The 16568-nt window shown below is 73.5% G+C and carries 18 protein-coding genes and 2 pseudogenes; 13 read left to right on the top strand and 7 right to left on the bottom strand.

Annotation, left to right across the window (positions count from 1 at the left end):
• Positions 1 to 133: 133 nt before the first annotated feature.
• Together ACVV2G_RS17765 and ACVV2G_RS17760 are read right to left on the bottom strand one after the other, a co-directional pair.
• Positions 134 to 505, bottom strand: a complete 372-nt coding sequence (locus ACVV2G_RS17765) for a hypothetical protein (RefSeq protein WP_453843725.1) — start codon at positions 503 to 505, stop codon at positions 134 to 136.
• Positions 504 to 647 (bottom strand): annotated as a pseudogene (locus ACVV2G_RS17760) (snapalysin family zinc-dependent metalloprotease); the annotation flags it as partial. The pseudogene ACVV2G_RS17760 and the gene ACVV2G_RS17765, both read right to left, overlap by 2 nt.
• A 7-nt stretch (positions 648 to 654) precedes the next feature.
• Here ACVV2G_RS17760 and ACVV2G_RS17755 point away from each other — a divergent pair.
• The 4 genes and pseudogenes from ACVV2G_RS17755 to pgm form a co-directional block, all read left to right on the top strand.
• A pseudogene (locus ACVV2G_RS17755) lies at positions 655 to 1173 on the top strand (LysR substrate-binding domain-containing protein); the annotation flags it as partial.
• Positions 1174 to 1247: 74 nt separating this feature from the next.
• Positions 1248 to 1997, top strand: a complete 750-nt coding sequence (locus ACVV2G_RS17750; RefSeq protein WP_453843675.1) for a PepSY domain-containing protein — start codon at positions 1248 to 1250, stop codon at positions 1995 to 1997.
• A 527-nt stretch (positions 1998 to 2524) separates the two neighbouring features.
• Positions 2525 to 2953, top strand: a complete 429-nt coding sequence (locus ACVV2G_RS17745) for a hypothetical protein (protein ID WP_453843674.1) — start codon at positions 2525 to 2527, stop codon at positions 2951 to 2953.
• Positions 2954 to 3217: 264 nt separating this feature from the next.
• Positions 3218 to 4858 carry a phosphoglucomutase (alpha-D-glucose-1,6-bisphosphate-dependent) gene (pgm, locus tag ACVV2G_RS17740; protein ID WP_453843673.1) on the top strand — a complete coding sequence of 547 codons (1641 nt, stop codon included), beginning with the start codon at positions 3218 to 3220 and terminating at the stop codon, positions 4856 to 4858.
• Positions 4859 to 4975: 117 nt separating this feature from the next.
• Here pgm and ACVV2G_RS17735 read toward each other — a convergent pair whose 3' ends face one another.
• Entirely contained in the window at positions 4976 to 5176 is a 201-nt protein-coding gene (locus ACVV2G_RS17735; RefSeq protein WP_453843672.1) for a hypothetical protein, read from the bottom strand.
• Positions 5177 to 5410: 234 nt separating this feature from the next.
• Entirely contained in the window at positions 5411 to 6379 is a 969-nt protein-coding gene (locus ACVV2G_RS17730; protein WP_453843671.1) for a LysR family transcriptional regulator, read from the bottom strand.
• Between the two features lie 313 nt (positions 6380 to 6692).
• On the opposite strand from ACVV2G_RS17730, the gene ACVV2G_RS17725 reads away from it, so the two are divergent.
• The 5 genes from ACVV2G_RS17725 to ACVV2G_RS17705 all read left to right on the top strand — a co-directional run bounded on the left by ACVV2G_RS17725 (position 6693) and on the right by ACVV2G_RS17705 (position 10950).
• Entirely contained in the window at positions 6693 to 6917 is a 225-nt protein-coding gene (locus ACVV2G_RS17725) for a hypothetical protein (protein WP_453843670.1), read from the top strand.
• Between the two features lie 99 nt (positions 6918 to 7016).
• Positions 7017 to 7487, top strand: a complete 471-nt coding sequence (locus ACVV2G_RS17720; RefSeq protein ID WP_453843669.1) for an ATP-binding protein — start codon at positions 7017 to 7019, stop codon at positions 7485 to 7487.
• A gap of 753 nt (positions 7488 to 8240) precedes the next feature.
• Complete coding sequence (locus ACVV2G_RS17715) at positions 8241 to 8825, top strand: hypothetical protein (RefSeq protein WP_453843668.1); 585 nt, start codon at positions 8241 to 8243, stop codon at positions 8823 to 8825.
• 112 nt (positions 8826 to 8937) lie between these two features.
• Positions 8938 to 9636, top strand: coding sequence for a class F sortase (locus ACVV2G_RS17710; protein ID WP_453843667.1), 699 nt, complete (start codon positions 8938 to 8940; stop codon positions 9634 to 9636).
• A gap of 150 nt (positions 9637 to 9786) precedes the next feature.
• On the top strand, positions 9787 to 10950 hold the full coding sequence (locus ACVV2G_RS17705; protein WP_453843666.1) for a SchA/CurD-like domain-containing protein: 1164 nt from the start codon (positions 9787 to 9789) through the stop codon (positions 10948 to 10950).
• Positions 10951 to 11033: 83 nt separating this feature from the next.
• Here the strand turns inward: ACVV2G_RS17705 and ACVV2G_RS17700 are convergent, their stop codons facing one another.
• Both ACVV2G_RS17700 and ACVV2G_RS17695 read right to left on the bottom strand, forming a co-directional pair.
• Positions 11034 to 12062: a methyltransferase gene (locus ACVV2G_RS17700; protein WP_453843665.1), complete on the bottom strand. Its 1029-nt coding sequence runs from the start codon at positions 12060 to 12062 to the stop codon at positions 11034 to 11036.
• A 47-nt stretch (positions 12063 to 12109) separates the two neighbouring features.
• Positions 12110 to 13183 carry a right-handed parallel beta-helix repeat-containing protein gene (locus tag ACVV2G_RS17695; protein ID WP_453843664.1) on the bottom strand — a complete coding sequence of 358 codons (1074 nt, stop codon included), beginning with the start codon at positions 13181 to 13183 and terminating at the stop codon, positions 12110 to 12112.
• A gap of 142 nt (positions 13184 to 13325) precedes the next feature.
• Between ACVV2G_RS17695 and ACVV2G_RS17690 the strand changes: the two genes are divergently transcribed.
• The 3 genes from ACVV2G_RS17690 (at position 13326) to ACVV2G_RS17680 (ending at position 15160) form a co-directional block, all read left to right on the top strand.
• A complete protein-coding gene (locus ACVV2G_RS17690; RefSeq protein ID WP_453843663.1) occupies positions 13326 to 14153 on the top strand; it encodes a restriction endonuclease in 828 nt (275 codons plus the stop codon).
• Between the two features lie 74 nt (positions 14154 to 14227).
• Entirely contained in the window at positions 14228 to 14764 is a 537-nt protein-coding gene (locus ACVV2G_RS17685) for a cysteine hydrolase family protein (protein ID WP_453843662.1), read from the top strand.
• Between the two features lie 54 nt (positions 14765 to 14818).
• Positions 14819 to 15160, top strand: a complete 342-nt coding sequence (locus ACVV2G_RS17680) for a VOC family protein (RefSeq protein ID WP_453843661.1) — start codon at positions 14819 to 14821, stop codon at positions 15158 to 15160.
• A 49-nt stretch (positions 15161 to 15209) separates the two neighbouring features.
• Here the strand turns inward: ACVV2G_RS17680 and ACVV2G_RS17675 are convergent, their stop codons facing one another.
• The gene (locus ACVV2G_RS17675; RefSeq protein WP_453843660.1) at positions 15210 to 15698 is read right to left on the bottom strand and encodes a DUF5949 family protein; all 489 of its coding nucleotides are present in this window, start codon (positions 15696 to 15698) and stop codon (positions 15210 to 15212) included.
• Between the two features lie 427 nt (positions 15699 to 16125).
• Here ACVV2G_RS17675 and ACVV2G_RS17670 point away from each other — a divergent pair, with 427 nt between their 5' ends.
• Entirely contained in the window at positions 16126 to 16491 is a 366-nt protein-coding gene (locus ACVV2G_RS17670) for a transglycosylase family protein (protein ID WP_453843659.1), read from the top strand.
• Positions 16492 to 16568 lie beyond the last annotated feature (77 nt).

Here is a 16568-nt window from a genome sequence, read left to right as displayed (position 1 = left end):
TCCTCCGCGGCGGGGCATCACCGGGGCCGTGCGCCGGTCACCCGCGATCACGCCCGTCCGGCCGCGGCCGGACGGGTCACCGGGGTGCCCGGCGGGGCGCCCGAGTCCGCCGTCCCGCCGGCCGGCCCCGGTCTCAGGTGCCGTCGGGCCGGAGCCGTTCGGCGGCCTCCGGCGGCTGGATCCGCATGCCGGGACGCCGCCGGTGCACGGTCAGGTACGTCACTCCGTCCGGGCCCGCGAGGACCGCACGCGTCGAGCCGCTCGGCAGCCAGGTCAGGGCCCCCGGGCGCAGGGGCCGCCGGTCATCGGGAAGGACGAGGGCGGCCCCGCCGTCGAGGACGAGCAGCAGGACGTCGAGGTCCGGTTCCGTGTGCGTGTCGACCCGTCCCGCCGGGGGGATGCGGACGACGTTGGCATCGAGTTGCCGTCCGGGTTCGGCGAGCCTCCACAGGGCTCCGGCCGACGGGTCGTCGCCGGACGGCAGGAGGTCCGCGAGGTCGCACAGGGCCGGGGCCGCCGCCCGACGTCAGTTCGCTGCACGGGCCGGAGCAGTGGTCGGGGAGGCCGAGCACGCGGCCGGTCCCGTGGGCGGTCACGCGGGTCGAGTCGTACTGCTGGTTCTGCCGGTGGTCGAGGAAGATGCATCCCCGAGGGGGCTGCGGGCTGCGGGTCCTCGTCGAGCGCGAACCGCAGTTCGTCACGCTGCCCGCCGAACACCCCGCGGCCACCCGGCCCGTCGTCCGTCTCGCCGACCTGGCGGACGACCGCTGGACGGCCGGTCCCACCGTCGACGGCGAGTGGGACGGCGTGCACCGCCTGCTGCGTGCCGTCGGTCCCGACCCGCGCGTCCTGCACGGCGACTAGCACACCGTGGCCTCCCCCGCCGCCACCGGCGAATTCGTGACCGTCTGCCGGCCCAGCCCCCCGTCCCGTCCCGACACGGCGGTACGGCGCCTGCGCGGCGATTCCCTCGGGGTGCGCCTGCTGCCGGCCGCGCGCACCCGGGCCGAACTGGAGGCCGTCCACCCGGCGCTGGGGGACGCGTACTGGGAGGCGGCCCGTGAGTCCACCGCGTACCGGGGGTGGCTGGAACACGCCGGTGCCCGCGCCGTTCCGTGTCCGCCCGCGTCCGTCACGGCGGACGGCCGCGTGATGTGCCTGCCGTCCCGCTGAGCGGGGTCGGCCATTGCGGTGATTTCCCGCCCATATCGGTATGACAAGAAGCTCGTATGGTTATGGAGAGGTGCATGAGCTCTGTGCGACGTCTCCCGCCTCTCCGTTCGATGGCCGTCCTCTGCGCCCTCGGCAGTTCCGTGCTGCTGATGACCGGCTGCACGAACGCCGACACGACACGCTCCAGTGTCGCCGAGGCGGCCCAGACCACTTCTCCCACCAGCACCGCATCCGACTCCGCCTCCCCCTCTCCCTCTCCCTCTCCCTCCGCCTCCCTGACCGAGGACCAGGCCGAGCGCAAGGCCCTGGTCCCGATGGCGAAGGTCACCTGGGACAAGGCGGCCGACACCGCCGTCAAGGAGGTCCCCGAGGGCAAGCTCGTCGACCTCGAACTGAAGCGCACCTCCGCCGAGGCCACCGCGTCGACCGGCTCGCCCAGCCCGAGCATGCCGAACCCGGCACCCAGCCAGGGCGCCCCGGAGTGGGAGGCCAAGGTCGCCGCCGCCGACGGCACGGTGCACCGGATCGACATCGACGCGGTCTCCGGCAAGGTCTTCCGCACCCAGGCCGAGGACCAGGACGCGGACGACAAGCAGCAGGTCGCCGACTGGCTGGACAAGGCGACCCAGACGCCCCAGCAGGCCGTGAAGGCGGCCACCGACCGGGCCAAGGGCACCGTGACCCACGTCGAGCTGGACGAGAACGACGACCGCAAGGTCATGTGGTCCGTGGACGTGGTGTCGACCGACACCTGGGACAAGACGACCGTGGGTGTCGACGCGACGAACGGCGAGGTCCTGAGCGAGGACGTCGACGGCGACTGAGCGTCCCGCGCCCCGGCGCGGCAGGCAGCGCGTGAACACCGTGGCACGTACGACGGGAGCAGCGGGTGGCGTGACCCCGCTGCTCCCGTCGTGCGCGCCCGGCTGCCCCGCCGGAGCGCCCGCCGTCGTACGCGGCAGGGCCGGGACGACCAGGCGGCGCGACCGGCTCCTCCGGCTCCGAACCGCGCCCGATCACCGGCACCCCGGGCTTCCTGCCCCACGGCAACGGCGTGCCCGGTGCCGTCGACGAGGGCCGCCGCCCGCCGGCGCGTCGCCGACGGTACCGGGCCCGGTGCCCGCCGCACCGACGACGGCGCGGGTCTCGTCCACCGCGCCGAGCGGGCCGAGGCGGTGACGGAGGTGCAGGGCAGAGAAGCCTGCGTGGTCGTGCGCGAGGGCGACGCGGTGGATGAGCGCGTCGGGCCGCGCAGGCCGCCCGGTACGTCAAGTCCCGGACGGTGGACGCCGGGTGAGCATCCGGCGAACCATACGTGTTTGCCGCCGGAGTGAGGGGCAATGCGGTGTCCATGAGCGATCCGAACAAGGACACGAACCAGAAGGCCACCACCACACGGACCGCCGAGTCCAAGGCCCGCAACGCCGCGGACAAGGCGACCGCCCCCGCCACGCGTGCCGGGCAGGCCGCCGCGGACAAGGGCGGTGACGCCGCGTCGGCGGCCACGTCGGGTGCCCGGCGTTCGGCGGACGCGGCGAACGGCGCCATGCAGACGGCGGCCAAGGGCGTCGAGGCCGGCCGCCAGGCGGTCGTCACCACCTCGGGGCAGGTCGCGGCCACGGCGAAGACCGCGTGGACGGTCATCGCCCACCGCAAGGCCGTCGCCGCGGGCGTGGGAGCCGGCATCACCGCCCTGAGTGCCGCGTCCTACGCGGTGGGCCGCCGGGCGGGACGCCACACGCACGGACCCCTCACCCGTCTCACCGGCGGCCGTATCTGAGCCCCGCACGGCGACGCCACGCAGCCCGGCCCGTCGGCCGCCCGCACCCGCGGCGACCGCCCACCGGGCCCGTGGCGTACCGCCGGCACGTCACCACGCGGCGGACGACGGCGGGCCGGCGGCCGTGGCGGCCCGTGCGGGCGGGGCACCTCCTTCACGCTGCCGGCATCCGGCCCGACCCGGCCGGGAACGTCCGGTACCGCTCGCCGGACAGGGGAAGATGGTCCGCGAGCGAATGCCCGACCGACGCGGAGGAGTGGGCGCATGCAGCACGACCGAGCCGGGAAGCCGGCCGGCCCCGAGGACCTGATCGACGTCGCCCGGCTGGTGACGGCGTACTACGCCCTGCACCCGGACCCGGCCGAGCCCGGTCAGCGTGTGACCTTCGGTACGTCCGGACACCGGGGATCGTCCCTCGCGGCGGCGTTCAACGAGGACCACATCGCCGCCACCAGCCAGGCCATCTGCGAGTACCGCTCCGCACAGGGCACCGACGGCCCGCTCTTCCTGGGCGCCGACACGCACGCCCTGTCCGAGCCGGCCCGGATCACCGCACTGGAGGTGTTCGCGGCCAACGACGTGACCGTCCTCGTCGACACCGCGGACGGCTACACCCCCACCCCCGCGGTCTCGCACGCCATCCTCACCCACAACCGCGGCCGCACCTCGGGCCTGGCCGACGGCGTGGTCGTCACCCCCTCGCACAACCCTCCGGCCGACGGCGGCTTCAAGTACAACCCGCCGAACGGCGGCCCCGCGGGCTCGGACGCCACCTCCTGGATCCAGGACCGGGCCAACGAGATCATCACGGCCGGCCTGAAGGACGTACGACGCGTCCCCTACGCCCGTGCGCTCGCCGCCCCCGGCACCGGCCGCCACGACTTCCTCGGCGCCTACGTCCGCGACCTGCCGAACGTCCTGGACCTCGACGCGATCCGGTCGGCGGGCGTGCGGATCGGTGCCGACCCGCTGGGCGGCGCCTCCGTCGCGTACTGGGGCCGGATCGCCGAGCAGCACCGCCTCGACCTGACGGTGGTCAACCCGCTGACCGACCCCACCTGGCGCTTCATGACGCTGGACTGGGACGGGAAGATCCGCATGGACTGCTCGTCGCCGCACGCGATGGCCTCGCTCATCGAGCAGCGCGACCGCTTCACCATCGCCACCGGCAACGACGCCGACGCCGACCGGCACGGCATCGTCACCCCGGACGCCGGGCTGATGAACCCCAACCACTACCTCGCCACCGCCATCGCCTACCTCTACGCCCACCGCACCGAGTGGCCCGCGGACGTCGGCGTGGGCAAGACGCTGGTGTCCTCCGGCATGATCGACCGGGTGGCGGCCGACCTCGGCCGGCGACTGGTCGAAGTCCCCGTCGGCTTCAAGTGGTTCGTGGACGGACTGGCCGGCGGCACCCTCGGCTTCGGCGGCGAGGAGTCCGCCGGGGCGTCCTTCCTGCGCCGGGACGGCTCGGTGTGGACCACCGACAAGGACGGCATCATCCTGGCGCTGCTCGCCTCCGAGATGACCGCCGTCACCGGCAGGACGCCCTCCGAGCACTATGCCGCCCTCACCGCCCGCTTCGGTGAACCCGCCTACGCGCGCATCGACGCCCCGGCCACCCGCGAGGAGAAGGCCCGCCTGGCCAAGCTGTCCCCGGCCCAGGTCACCGCCGACACCCTCGCCGGGGAGCCGGTCACCGCCGTGCTCACCGAGGCACCGGGCAACGGCGCGCCCATCGGCGGCATCAAGGTGACCACCGAGAACGCCTGGTTCGCCGCCCGGCCCTCCGGCACCGAGGACGTCTACAAGATCTACGGGGAGTCGTTCCGCGGCGCGGAGCACCTCCGCCAGGTGCAGGACGAGGCCAAGATCGTCGTCCTCGGCGCCCTGGGCGGCTGACGCCGTACCCGTGCCCCCGGGCCGGCCAGCCGCGACCGGGCCGGGGGAGTGCCACGGTCGGTCCGCGGATCTCGTAACCGCCGATCGCCTCCTGGAAGGCGACGCGCGGCTGACCGGTCATGCGGACACCGCCCGTCGCGAACGGACGACTGAGAAGCGCTCGGTCTGCCCGCGGTGTTCCCGGTGTTCGGGGCCGTCCCGGTGGAGCAGGGGCCGGCGGATCCGCTGCGGCAGCTTCTCCACCGTCTCGATGCCGGGTCCGGCCCGTACGGTGCCGGGACCGCGCAGCGGGGCCCGGGCGACCGCGTGATCGTGCACCTGCCATGTCCCGTCCGGTGCCCGGCTGGCCGGGCATGCCGGCCGGGGCCGTCCCCGGTCGGCATACCCGGCCGGGCGGCCTTTCGAGCCGAGTGGCTCTCGTCGTGCACCTCGTGGCCCCCCGGCCCGGTGCCGCGCGGCACCGGCGACCGCCCGGCTCGATGACGTGGTCACGGGATCGGACGGGCCCGGCCGTGGCCAGACCCGAAGCAGCCGAGTCGGGGACAGGGGGGATCAGGACCCGGCGTGATCGTCCCGCGGATGGCGGCGCAGGGCCCACGGCGGCGTCCAGACCTCCGTGTCGAGGCGGCCGGACGGCCGGGCGGCGAGGTAGGCGCGCAGCGAGGCCAGAGCCGGATGCGGGTTGTCGGCGTGCCAGAGCAGGGAGTGCGGGTAGACCGGTGTCGGGTCGCGCAGGGGGATGCGCCGCAGATCGTGGACGGCGGGCCAGACGAGCGGGGTGTGCTCGCTGAGGAACGTCGCGATCGTCGAGGACCCGGCGATCGTGTCGAGGAGGCCCTCGACGCCGAAGTCGGGGCCGATCGTGTCGATGGTCAGCCCGAACTCGGCGGCGAGTGCGTCGTAGTAGGCCGACCACTCGGTGCCGGGCGCGTTCCCGGGCATCCAGATGCGATGACCGGCGAGCTGGGCCGGCGTCACCGCCCGGGCCGCCGCGAACGCGTGGGCGGGCCCGGTGAACAGCTGGAGCGGCTCGTCGAGGACGGGCGTGGCCTCGATGCCGGCGGGGATCTCCTGTCCCGGCATGGCGACACACCGGAAGGACGCGTCGATCGACCCGGAGCGGATGGCGCTCACGGCCGCGTCCGCGCCGGCGTCGAAGAGGATGACGACGTCGAGGTCGACCTCGGGGTGGGCGCGGTGGAACTCGCGCAGCATGCCGGCCGTGGCGAGCCGCCTGCCGATCACGTCGACCCGCAGTGGGCGCCGGCCGGGCCGTACCGACGCGGCGGCCCGCTCCTCGGCGTCGAGCAGCGCACGCGCGTGCGGGAGGAACGCCTGCCCGTCGATGGTGAGCCGCGCACCGCGCGCCGTGCGGGCGAACAACGGCACCCCGAGGTCCTTCTCCAGCGCGGCGATCCGCTTGGAGACGGCCTGCTGGGTGATCGCCAGCTGCGCTGCGGCGATCTGGAACTGCCCCGCCTCCGCGGCGGCGACGAAGGTGCGTACGGCGATGAGATCCACGGCGGTCACCCTACTTCCACAACCCACGGTTGTGGGCGATGACCGTATTGGTTGGTTCGTCCCGTACCTTCCTGCCCGCTTCCAGGTGCGCGACGCAGGCGGCACCCCTGCCTGATATGTCCCCGGAGGCGACCCGTCCCTGCCGGGCTCATGGGCCGACCTGCACAACCGCGAGGAGTGCTACGCACTGGACGGCGCGCGAACACTGTGGTCGACGCGTGCGTCCCCCGTCCTCGCGGCGGTTGTGCGGGAAGGGCGTCCAAGGGCCGGGCGGGCAGTGCGCCGCGACGGGCGAACAGGCGCCCGGCACCGTGTGTCACCGGGCACCGCACAGCCGGGTGCGAGCATCTCGCACTGGCTGGACGACTGCGAGTGGTCCTGGACCGGGTCACTGGCTTCGTGGGCCCTGGACCACCCCGCCGGCCCGGGCAGCGTGCAGGCACCCGAGGAGGCCGCCGCACACCGCGCCGGACGGCTGCGGGCCCACCGGGACGCCCTGGGCTTCCTCTGCCCCGTTCTGCGCCCCACGCGGCCGTAGAGCCGCTGTCCGCCGACATCACGTCCGTCTCCGGTGTTTCCCGCGTTTCGGGGTAGACGGCTGGCGTAACGGTCAAGGCTCGGGAAGAGGGCGGATCGCATGGACGGGGCTGCCCGCAGCAGGGACCAGTGGGCGGACGAGCTGGTCAGGGTTTCGGCGGAGTACGAGGGCAGGCCCGGCGACATCGCCCGGGGCCGGGAGCTGGCCCGGCGGTTCCTGGCACGGGTGCGCTCGGCCCAGGGCCGCCCGGTGCCCGACCGCGCGGTGGACCTGGTGCAGCTGGTGGTCAGCGAGCTGCTCACCAACGCCTGCAAGTACGCGCCCGGCCCCTCGGTGGTCGATCTCGAACTGGCCGAGGACCGGGTGGAGGTCACGGTGTGGGACAGCGACCCGGTGCTGCCGGTGGCCGGGGCCCCGGACGCGGGACGGATCGGCCGGCACGGACTGGAGATCGTGATGGCCGTCTGCCAGAGCTTCGAGGTGCACCGGGAGCCGGTCGGCAAACGCATGAGGGCCGCGGTGACGCTCGCCGACGACATGAGCGGCAGGGCCGTCGGCCACGCGTCCTGATCCCGGCGGGGCGACGGAGCCACCCCGGCACGGGACGGCACCCGGCCCCCGGTCCCTCGGACCCCCGGCCCGGCCACCGCCCTCGCAGTCGGCCGAATGCGGGCCCGGGTCGACGTCGACCCGGGACAGACGGGCGTCTTCGAGCGGGTCGCCGTCCGCAGCAGTGCGCATCCGCGCCGGGCCGGCCGGCTGAGGGGGCCGTTGGCCTCGCTGTCGGAAGAACCCCGAGGTGGGGGACCCGACGCGGACCGATCCGGACGAGCAGGGGACAGGGCACCGCGTCCGAGCCCCCGGCACACGCAGCCGCGAGGGTCACGGCTTCGCCCCCTCACCGGCGCCGCCGCAGGAACTGTTCACGGCCACACCAGCCCCCGTACCCGGCGAGGTTCTCGCGGACCGTCGACCGATCGAGCGCAGCCGCCGGGCGCCGCCGGCCGGATCGGAGCCGAGCACCTGCCCGGACCGCCCCGGTGAGGACGACCGCCGACGCGGGGCCTCGGGGCCGGGGCGTCGTGGACACCGCGGGTCGTCCGCTGTCTCCCGTCCGCGACGCCCTGCGGCCGGTGCACCCCGGACGGGTCCGTCCGGGTCCGCGTCCGCCCCGCTCGCGGGAGGCGGACGGGTGAACGTTCACCCGGCTGAGCCCCTTGAGTGGTGCGAGACGGCGAGCTGGCTGACGGTGATTCACGTCGGGGCCGGGTCCCCTCGGCTGACGAAGCACCAGCTGCCCGGCCATGACGGAAGGAATCTCAGATGCGCTCTGCTCGCATGCTCCTGACCACAGCGGCGGCCTCGGCCGTCCTCGTCGTCGGTGCTCCCGGCGCCTACGCGGCGACCGGGGGCGACTGGGACCACGACGACTCTTCCTACAGCAAGGAGCACGACACGTCAGGCAAGCACGACGAACCGCGCGGCGGGATGCACACGGGTGGTGGTGCGCTGACCGCGGTGAACGAGGGCGACTGGGAGGGCGGCTCCAAGCAGGGCTCGGAGGCCTCCGAGAAGGGCGAGAAGGGCGAGAAGGAGGAAGGCGGCACGTCCCGGGGCGGCGACCACGACAAGCCGCGCGGCGGGATGCACACGGGTGGTGGTGCGCTGACCGCGGTGAACGGAGGCGACTGGGACGGCGGCTCCAAGCAGGGCTCGGAGACCTACAAGCAGGAAGAGGGCGGCAAGTCCTGGGGCGGCGAGCACGACAAGCCGCGCGGCGGGATGCACACCGGAGGCGGCGGGCTGGACACCCCGACCACGACCGCGGGCGGGCTGGCCGTCCTGGCCGTCGCCGGCGCCGGTCTGTACGCCGTCCGGCGCAGGAAGTCGGCTCGCGGAGCGGCGTGAGCCGTGCCGGGCGAGATAACGGTCGGGCCGCCGCCCAGGCACCGCGCGGCGGCCCGGCTCGCTCCCCCGTTCCCCTCCGCCCTGCTGCCGTGCCCTAGTGAGGTGGTCCCCGATGGCAGTCCCCCCTGCTTCCCCCGCCGGCGAAGAGCCGGCGCCGGCCGGGCAGGCGCCCCGGTCCGGCACGACGGTGCTGTGCGCCGCTGCCCTGCTGGTCCTGGCGGTGAGCCTGATCGGCGGCAACGACACGTCGGCCGACACCTCCCGGCCCCCGCTAGCCGCACAGCCCGGTGCGACGGCCCCGTCCGCCGTCGGCCGTACGGGGACGGCTCCGTCCGCCGTCGGCCGTACGGGGACGGACCTGCCGCGGTCCAAGCCGGTGCGTCTGCTCATCCCGGAGATCTCCGTCGACGCCCCCTTCACCGACCTCGCCATCGGCGCGAACGGGCAGCTCCAGGCTCCGCCGCCCGACGACACCAACCTCGTCGGCTGGTACGCCAAGGGCGCCTCCCCCGGGGAGCGGGGCACCTCGATCATCGCCGGGCACGTGGACACGAAGACGTCCGCGGCCGTCTTCGCCGGCCTCGACCGGCTGGAGGAGGGCGACGTGTTCCACGTCGAGAGGGCCGACGGACGCAAGGCGTCGTTCGTGGTCGACGCCCTGGAGACGTTCGACAAGGACGCCTTCCCCAGCAAGCGCGTGTACGGCGACACGGACCGGGCCGAGGTGCGGCTCATCACCTGCGCGGGCGACTACGACCGCAAGGCCAAGGACTACACGGACAACCTGGTGGTCTTCGCGCACCTCACCTGAGGCCGTACGCCGTTCCGGCACCGCGCAGGTCACCCGCGCAGTGCACACGGGTCGCGCGTCACCGGGGCCGGGCACAGGATCGAGGCACGCTGGCGTCGCATCACCGCGGCCGACGTTCAGTTCCGCCCCCGCGAAGGAGATGTGCGCAGGATGACCACCATGTCCACCCCTGCTTCGGAACCGCTGACGCGACAGGTGTCGCACCATGTCTCCCAGTCCGTGTTCGACGGCTCCAGACTCCGTGTCGTCCTGCTGGTGGAGGTCTACGACGGGGCCCAGCAGCAGTTCCTCGAGACGTACGAGCAGCTGCGCAGCCACGTCGAGTCCGTCCCCGGGCACCTCGGTGAGCAGCTGTGCCAGTCCATCGAGAACCCGTCCCAGTGGCTCATCACGAGCGAGTGGGAGAGCGCCCCGCCGTTCCTGAACTGGGTCAGCAGCGAGGAGCACGTGCGGATGGTGAAGCCGCTGCACAGCTGTGTGCGCGACACCAGGTCGCTGCGCTTCCACGTGGTCCGCGAGACGAGCCACCCGGCCGAGGGCGCCGACACCGCCCGCGGCGGGCTCCAGACCGCCCCCCGGATCGGTGACGGTGTGATCCGGCACGCGCTCACCTTCACGGTGAAGCCGGGCAGTGAGGAAGCGGTCGCCGCGCTCCTCGCCGGCTACTCCTCGCCCGAACCGCGCGTCGACGACACCACGCGACTGTGCCGAACCTCCCTGTTCCTGCACGGCAACCGGGTGGTGCGGGCCATCGAGGTGCGCGGCGACCTGCTCGCGGCCCTGCGCCACGTGGCGCAGCAGCCCGAGGTGCGGGCCGTCGAGGAGGCCCTCAACCCCTACCTGGAGCAGGACCGGGACCTCGGCGACCCGGAGTCCGCGCGGGTCTTCTACACGCGGGCGGCGCTGCCGGCCGTCCACCACGTGACGGCGGGGGAGGAGGACCCGGCGGCCCAGCGGCACGCGTTGTCGTACCCGGCGCGGCCGGGCCGCGGCATGCGGCTGGCCCAGTTGCTCGCCGAGCACGACGAGAGGGCGGCGGACGATCCGAACAGCCCGGTCCTGTGCAGCACGATCTTCCAGCGCGACGACGTCGTGGTACGGCTGGTCGACGTCAGGGGCGGCACCGAGGCCGCCGGTGACCCGGCGGTGTCCCTCGGCCTCCCGGACCCCGGCCGGGTGACCGAACTGACGACGCTCCTGGACGGCGGCGCCGACGGTCCGAACGGTTTCCCCGCGACGGACGGCGGCCTCGCCCACGCTCTCGAGGGTGCCCGCATGGACCTCGTCACCGACCGCCGCGCACCCGACGCCTGAGCCGCGCCGCAGGCCGTGGACACCTCGGCCGCCGTACCGCGATCCGCGGTACGGCGGCCGACGCGCGTGCGTCTGCGGTCAGCTCACTCGGGCACGGTGCAGTCGAACGCGTGCAGGTAGGGATTGACCGGGCGGATGTCTTCGATCACGAGGCCCGCGCCGGTCAGCCGGCCGACCATGCTGTCGGTGGTGTGCTTCGCGCCGCCGACGTTGAGGAGCAGCATCAGGTCCATGGCGGTGCTGAAGCGCATCGAGGGCGTGTCGTCGACGAGGTTCTCGATGACCACGACCCGCGCCCCGGGCCCGCCCGCCCCGATGACGTTGCGCAGGGCGCGGGCGGTGCTGTCGTCGTCCCACTCCAGGATGTTCTTGATGATGTACACATCGGCCCGGACGGGGACCGCCTCACGGCAGTCGCCGGGCACGATCCGTACCCGGTCCGCGAGCGGTCCGCCCTCGCGCAGCCGGGGGTCGGCGTTCTCCACGACCCGCGGCAGGTCGAGCAGGGTGCCGTGCATCGTCGGGTACTTCTCCAGCAGGCTCGCCACGACGTGCCCCTGGCCGCCGCCGATGTCCACGACCGACGCGCTCCCCGACAGGTCGAGGAGCGCCGCCACGTCCTGGGCGGACTGCCGGCTGGACGTCGTCATGGCGCGGTTGAAGACCTCGGCCGACTCGGGGGCGTCCTCGTTGAGGTAGGTGAAGAACTCCTTGCCGTACAGGCCCTCGACGACGTTGCGGCCGGTGCGCACCGCCTCGTCGAGCCGGGGCCACGCGTCCCAGGTCCACGGCTCGGTGCACCACAGCGTGATGTAGCGCAGGCTGTGCGGGTCGTCCTCGCGCAGCAGCCGGGACATGTCGGTGTGCGCGAAGGTCCCGTCCTCCCGCTCGGCGAAGACGCCGTAACAGGTCAGGGCGCGCAGCAGCCGGCGCAGCGGCCCGGGCTCGGTCTTCACCGAGGCCGCGAGGTCGTCCACCGACGTCGGGGTGTCACCGAGGGCGTCGGCGACGCCGAGCCGGGCGGCCGCGCGGAGGGCGGCGGCACATGCCGCCCCGAACACGAGCTCCCGCAGGCGCATGGGCGGGGGTGGGGCAGTCTGGGCGGTCGTCATGTGCCGCTTTCCTTCCTATTTCGGTCCACGGGTGGCTGGGGGGGGGGTCAGCACATACCGGCGGGCTTGGAGGTACCGCAGGTGTTGCCTTCGAAGGTGTTGCTCCTGGCGGCGTCCCCGGTCTCGGTGCTGACGAGGTCGGCGGGGGCGTTGTCGCGCAGCCGGTTGCCGTTGACCTCGTTCTTCTCGCCGGTGACGCCCACCATGCTCTTGAACAGGACGATGCCGCCCGACAGCGGGGACTTGCCGGAGTGGCCCTCGACCGTGTTGTCCGCGACCAGGACCTTCTCGGTTCCGGTCAGGACGATGCCGGAGCCCTGGAGGGCGGGCAGCCGCTCGGTCTTCGGGCAGGACCTGTTGTTGCGCACGACGTGGTTGTCCCGCACGACCAGGTCGCCTGCCTTGGGCTTGTTCTCGTCGCCGACGACGAACACGCCCGCGCAGTTGCCGGTGACGTGGTTGTCGGCGACGGCGAGGTTGCGCAGCCGCCGGACGGTGATGCCGATCCGGTTGCCCTCGACCCGGTTGTGCGCGACCTCCGTGCCCTGGGTGTCCGCGGCACCTTCCTCGGCCGTGATGGTGTTGGCGAGGAAGATGCCCGCGTCGCCGTTGTCGCGGGCGGTGTTGCCCCGGAAGATGCCGTGGACCGACCGCTCCTGGGCGATGCCCCAGACGCCGTTCTTCACCGCCGTCACGTTCCGCACGGTCAGCCCGTCGGTGGCCGCGGAGAGCAGACCGGTGCGGGTGAAGCCGGTGACCGTCAGGCCGGCGACGGTGACGCCCTTGACGTTCCGGTCCTTCGTCCCGAACACGCAGATCCCGTTGCCGCCGCCGGCGCAGGCGTCGTCCTCGGCGGCCTTCTTGGTGCTCGGCCTGATCACCGTGGTGCGGCCCATGCCGCGCAGGGTGAGCCGGGGCGTGCTCACCGTGACGCTCTCGTGGTAGGTGCCGGGAGTGACGAGCACGGTGTCACCCGGGACGGCCGCGTCCACTGCCTTCTGGATCGACTCTCCGGGGTGGACCACGTGGGTCGTGCGACCGGCGGGGGCCGGAGCCGCGCCGAGTCCCGTTCCGATCATCGTTGCGGTGCACACCAGGTACACGACATGGCATTTCTTCATATTCCACACGTTATGCCCGGAAGATTCGCACGCAGGTCGGATGAGCCATCCGACGGCGTGTCATGAAAGCACGGTGAGCCGGTGGTTCCTGGGCAGACGAAGTGAGCGATCTTGTTGTCGGCCGCAGGGAGGACTGACCACCGTGACCGTGCCTGAGCACCGCACTCACCCGGGCCGCTCCGGGCGCCGCTTCGACCTCCGGGCGACGGCCATGTTCTTCGGGCTCGCCGCTGTCGGCCTGTGCGTCGTGGGCTGGGTCGGGCGGATGGCGCTCGACGTCGCGGAGCGGCGCCCCGCCTGGGCCGCCGTCCTGGTGCTCGGGCTGGTGGTGGCCGGCATCCTCTGCCGGCGCGGGCGCCGCGGCCTCTCCGCGTGGGGGCTGGCGCGCCGTACCACCGGCGCCCTGGAGGAGGCCACGGCGACGGCCCTGGACGTGCTGGAGGAGGAACGGGCGGTCGTGCCGGGGCCGCGGACCCGCGGCTCCGAGGAGCCCGCCGTGGTGGTGGACCCCCCGGAGCCCACCACCGTGGTGGCCGTCGCACACGAGGAAGTCAGCCCCGACGAGTTCGAGCAGGCGATAGCCGCGCTCTGTGTACGGGACGGCTGCGCCGAGGTGGAGGTGGTGGGCGGAGCGGGCGATCTCGGCGCGGACGTGACGGCGGTGACTCCCGACGGCCGGCGTGTCGTGATCCAGTGCAAGCGCTACGGGGACGACAACAAGGTCGGCTCGCAGGACCTCCAGCGCTTCGGCGGCACCTGTTTCACCGTCCACGGAGCCGACGTGGCGGTCCTCGTCACGACCAGCGACTTCACCGAACCGGCCGCGGACTATGCCGAACAGTGCGGCATCATCTGCGTGAACGAGGGGCGGCTGCGCGACTGGAACGAGGGGCTGGCACCGGCGCCCTGGGCGCAGGACCCCTTCGAGGCGGGGGAAGCGGCGGCGTGCTCGGACCGGGCCCTCCGGTGAACGCCGCGGCGTCCTCGCCCCGCCGTCGGCCGGAAACGGCGGTTTTCCCGCCGCACAGTGGCAACCTGTGCACCATGAGCAAGACCGCGCTGATCGTCATCGACATGATCAACATCTACGACCACGAAGACGCCGAGTCGCTGATTCCCGCCGTGGAATCCGTCCTGCCGACGGTGACCGGCCTGCTGGAGCGAGCACGGCGGCAGGGCGTCCCCGTGATCTACGTCAACGACAACTTCGGCGAGTGGCGTTCGCACCACGGCGAGCTCCTCGACAAGGCCCTCTCGGGGCCGCACGCACGCCTCGTGGAGCCACTGCAGCCGGACGAGTCCTCCCTCTTCGTGCTCAAGGCACGCCACTCCGTCTTCTACGAGACGCCGTTGACGTACCTGCTCCACCAGCAGGGGATCGACCGGCTGGTGCTGTGCGGGCAGGTGACCGAACAGTGTGTCCTGTACTCGGCGCTCGACGCCCACATCCGCCACCTGCAGGTCATCGTGCCGCGCGACGCGGTCGCCCACATCCACGCCGATCTCGCGGACGCCGCGCTGCGCATGATGCAGCGCAACATGGGCGCCCGGGTGTGCGACAGCGACGAGCTGTGGACGTGAGCCTCCCCGCAGCGAAGCGGCGTGCGGGCAGGGCGCCGGGCCCATACTGACGGGATGACCGTCGACCTCTTCGCAGGTATCCCCGTCAGCGACTACGCCGTGGCCCTGGCCTGGTACGAGCGGCTGCTCGGCTCGCCGCCGACGTTCGTGGCGAGCGACACCGAGTCGGTGTGGGAACTCGCGGAGCACCGTTCGCTGTTCGTCGAGCACCGGCCCGGTCGCGCCGGCCGTGCGATGCACACCGTCTTCGTCGACGACTTCGACGGCCGCGTGGCCGCGATCGCCGGGCGGGGGCTGGAACCGGTGCAGCGGGAGACCTACGCGAACGGTGTGCGCAAGGCGAGGTACCGGGACCCGGACGGGAACGAGATCGAGTTCGGCGGCGCCCCCCGCTGAGCGGGGTGTGCTTCCCCGCTGTCCGGGCGGCGCGCCGCCGTCCGGCCCGTCAGCTCCGCAGGCTGCGCACCGGCAGCACGACCTGCGCCGCGGACGAGAGCGTGGCCTCGTCGTTGGCGAAGGCGGCGACCGCCTCGCCGTCGCCGGGCTCGCCCCCGGACCAGGGACGCGTGGCGAAGATCAGGCAGGCGTACCCCCGCTCGTCGACCGCCTTGCGCCACTCGGGCGTGGGAACGAACTGGGCGTTGACGCCCGGCATGGTGAGCGCCGCCGCGCCCGGCACGACCAGCAACGTCACCGGCAGGCCGGTCAGGCCCGTGGCGTCGAGGACGCCGTCCCCCACGGTGATGCCGGAATGGCGCAGCAGCCGCTCGACGGCTTCCGGGGTCGCCTCCGGACCGCCGTCGCCGTCCCCCAAGGAGCAGACGAGGAGGAAGGGGACGTCGCCGTCGGGGGTCTCCCGGCTCCAGGACATGATGACGAGCGTGCCGAGGTCGGCGGTTCGCAGGGGGCGCGTGTCAGCTGAGATCGAGGTCACCGCGAAACCGTAAGGGCGCGCCGGGACTCCTCCGCGCGCCCGTCACCCGACTGGAGGACGTCCTCGTGTTTCTTCACACGAACGAGGGGGCTTGCCCGGCGCTGCGCCGCACGGCCGTGACCGTCGTCGGAGTGCCGGTGCACGGTCGTCCCGGCGGCCGTCGCGTCACCCGCGCGCACGGCCTCGACGATTCCCGGCGGGTGCCGGGGCCGGCTCCGCACCGTCGGTGGCCGCGCCCGGTCCCTGTGCCGCGCACCCGGTGCAAGGGGCTCCGGAAGCCGTCGAGGACTGCGCTGAGCCGGGACGGCGGGGCGGCCCGCGCCGGTCGGTCCGGCCGGACGGCGGGGATGGTTCGCATGCTCCGGCCGGCGTAAGGGCGGGGTGGTGGGCGCACCGCCGCGCCGTCACGTGGTGTAACAGTCTTCGTATGATCTGTAGACGACATGCTCATACGAGCGAGACACGCAGTTCGCGCGGACGTGGCGTCCGGACCGCCGTGGCGGTCGCGCTCGCCGCACTCGCGCTGGCCGCGACGGGCGAAGCCGGCGCCTCGCCGTCGGTCCACCAGCGCACCGACTGGGACGCCATCGCCGCGTGCGAGTCCGGCGGCAACTGGCAGGCGAACACGGGCAACGGCTACTACGGCGGTCTCCAGTTCGCGCCGTCCAGCTGGGCCGCCGCGGGGGGCCGCGAGTACGCGGCGCGCGCGGATCTCGCCACCCGCGGGGAACAGATCGCCGTCGCCCGGCGCCTCGCCCGTCTGCAGGGAATGTCGGCCTGGGCCTGCGCCTGACGTTCCGGCCGCCTGACCGGAGCAGACGTAGTCGTGTGAGCCGTCCGGCCGCAGTGGGGCGAAGAAGGCTCCACGGC

This window comes from Streptomyces sp. JK94 (assembly GCF_053613315.1).
The sequence above is the reverse complement of the archived record's forward strand: the minus strand, read 5'-3'. Positions and strand labels throughout refer to the sequence as shown.

Excerpts from the sequence above, each read along its gene's own strand:
- ACVV2G_RS17750 (WP_453843675.1), top strand. The coding sequence starts at position 1,248 with ATGAGCTCTGTGCGACGTCTCCCGCCTCTCCGTTCGATGGCCGTCCTC.
- ACVV2G_RS17705 (WP_453843666.1), top strand. The coding sequence starts at position 9,787 with ATGACCACCATGTCCACCCCTGCTTCGGAACCGCTGACGCGACAGGTG.
- ACVV2G_RS17745 (WP_453843674.1), top strand. The coding sequence starts at position 2,525 with ATGAGCGATCCGAACAAGGACACGAACCAGAAGGCCACCACCACACGG.
- ACVV2G_RS17695 (WP_453843664.1), bottom strand. The coding sequence starts at position 13,183 with ATGAAGAAATGCCATGTCGTGTACCTGGTGTGCACCGCAACGATGATC.
- ACVV2G_RS17670 (WP_453843659.1), top strand. The coding sequence starts at position 16,126 with ATGATCTGTAGACGACATGCTCATACGAGCGAGACACGCAGTTCGCGC.
- ACVV2G_RS17720 (WP_453843669.1), top strand. The coding sequence starts at position 7,017 with ATGGACGGGGCTGCCCGCAGCAGGGACCAGTGGGCGGACGAGCTGGTC.
- ACVV2G_RS17700 (WP_453843665.1), bottom strand. The coding sequence starts at position 12,062 with ATGACGACCGCCCAGACTGCCCCACCCCCGCCCATGCGCCTGCGGGAG.
- ACVV2G_RS17685 (WP_453843662.1), top strand. The coding sequence starts at position 14,228 with ATGAGCAAGACCGCGCTGATCGTCATCGACATGATCAACATCTACGAC.
- ACVV2G_RS17680 (WP_453843661.1), top strand. The coding sequence starts at position 14,819 with ATGACCGTCGACCTCTTCGCAGGTATCCCCGTCAGCGACTACGCCGTG.
- ACVV2G_RS17710 (WP_453843667.1), top strand. The coding sequence starts at position 8,938 with ATGGCAGTCCCCCCTGCTTCCCCCGCCGGCGAAGAGCCGGCGCCGGCC.
- pgm (WP_453843673.1), top strand. The coding sequence starts at position 3,218 with ATGCAGCACGACCGAGCCGGGAAGCCGGCCGGCCCCGAGGACCTGATC.
- ACVV2G_RS17715 (WP_453843668.1), top strand. The coding sequence starts at position 8,241 with ATGCGCTCTGCTCGCATGCTCCTGACCACAGCGGCGGCCTCGGCCGTC.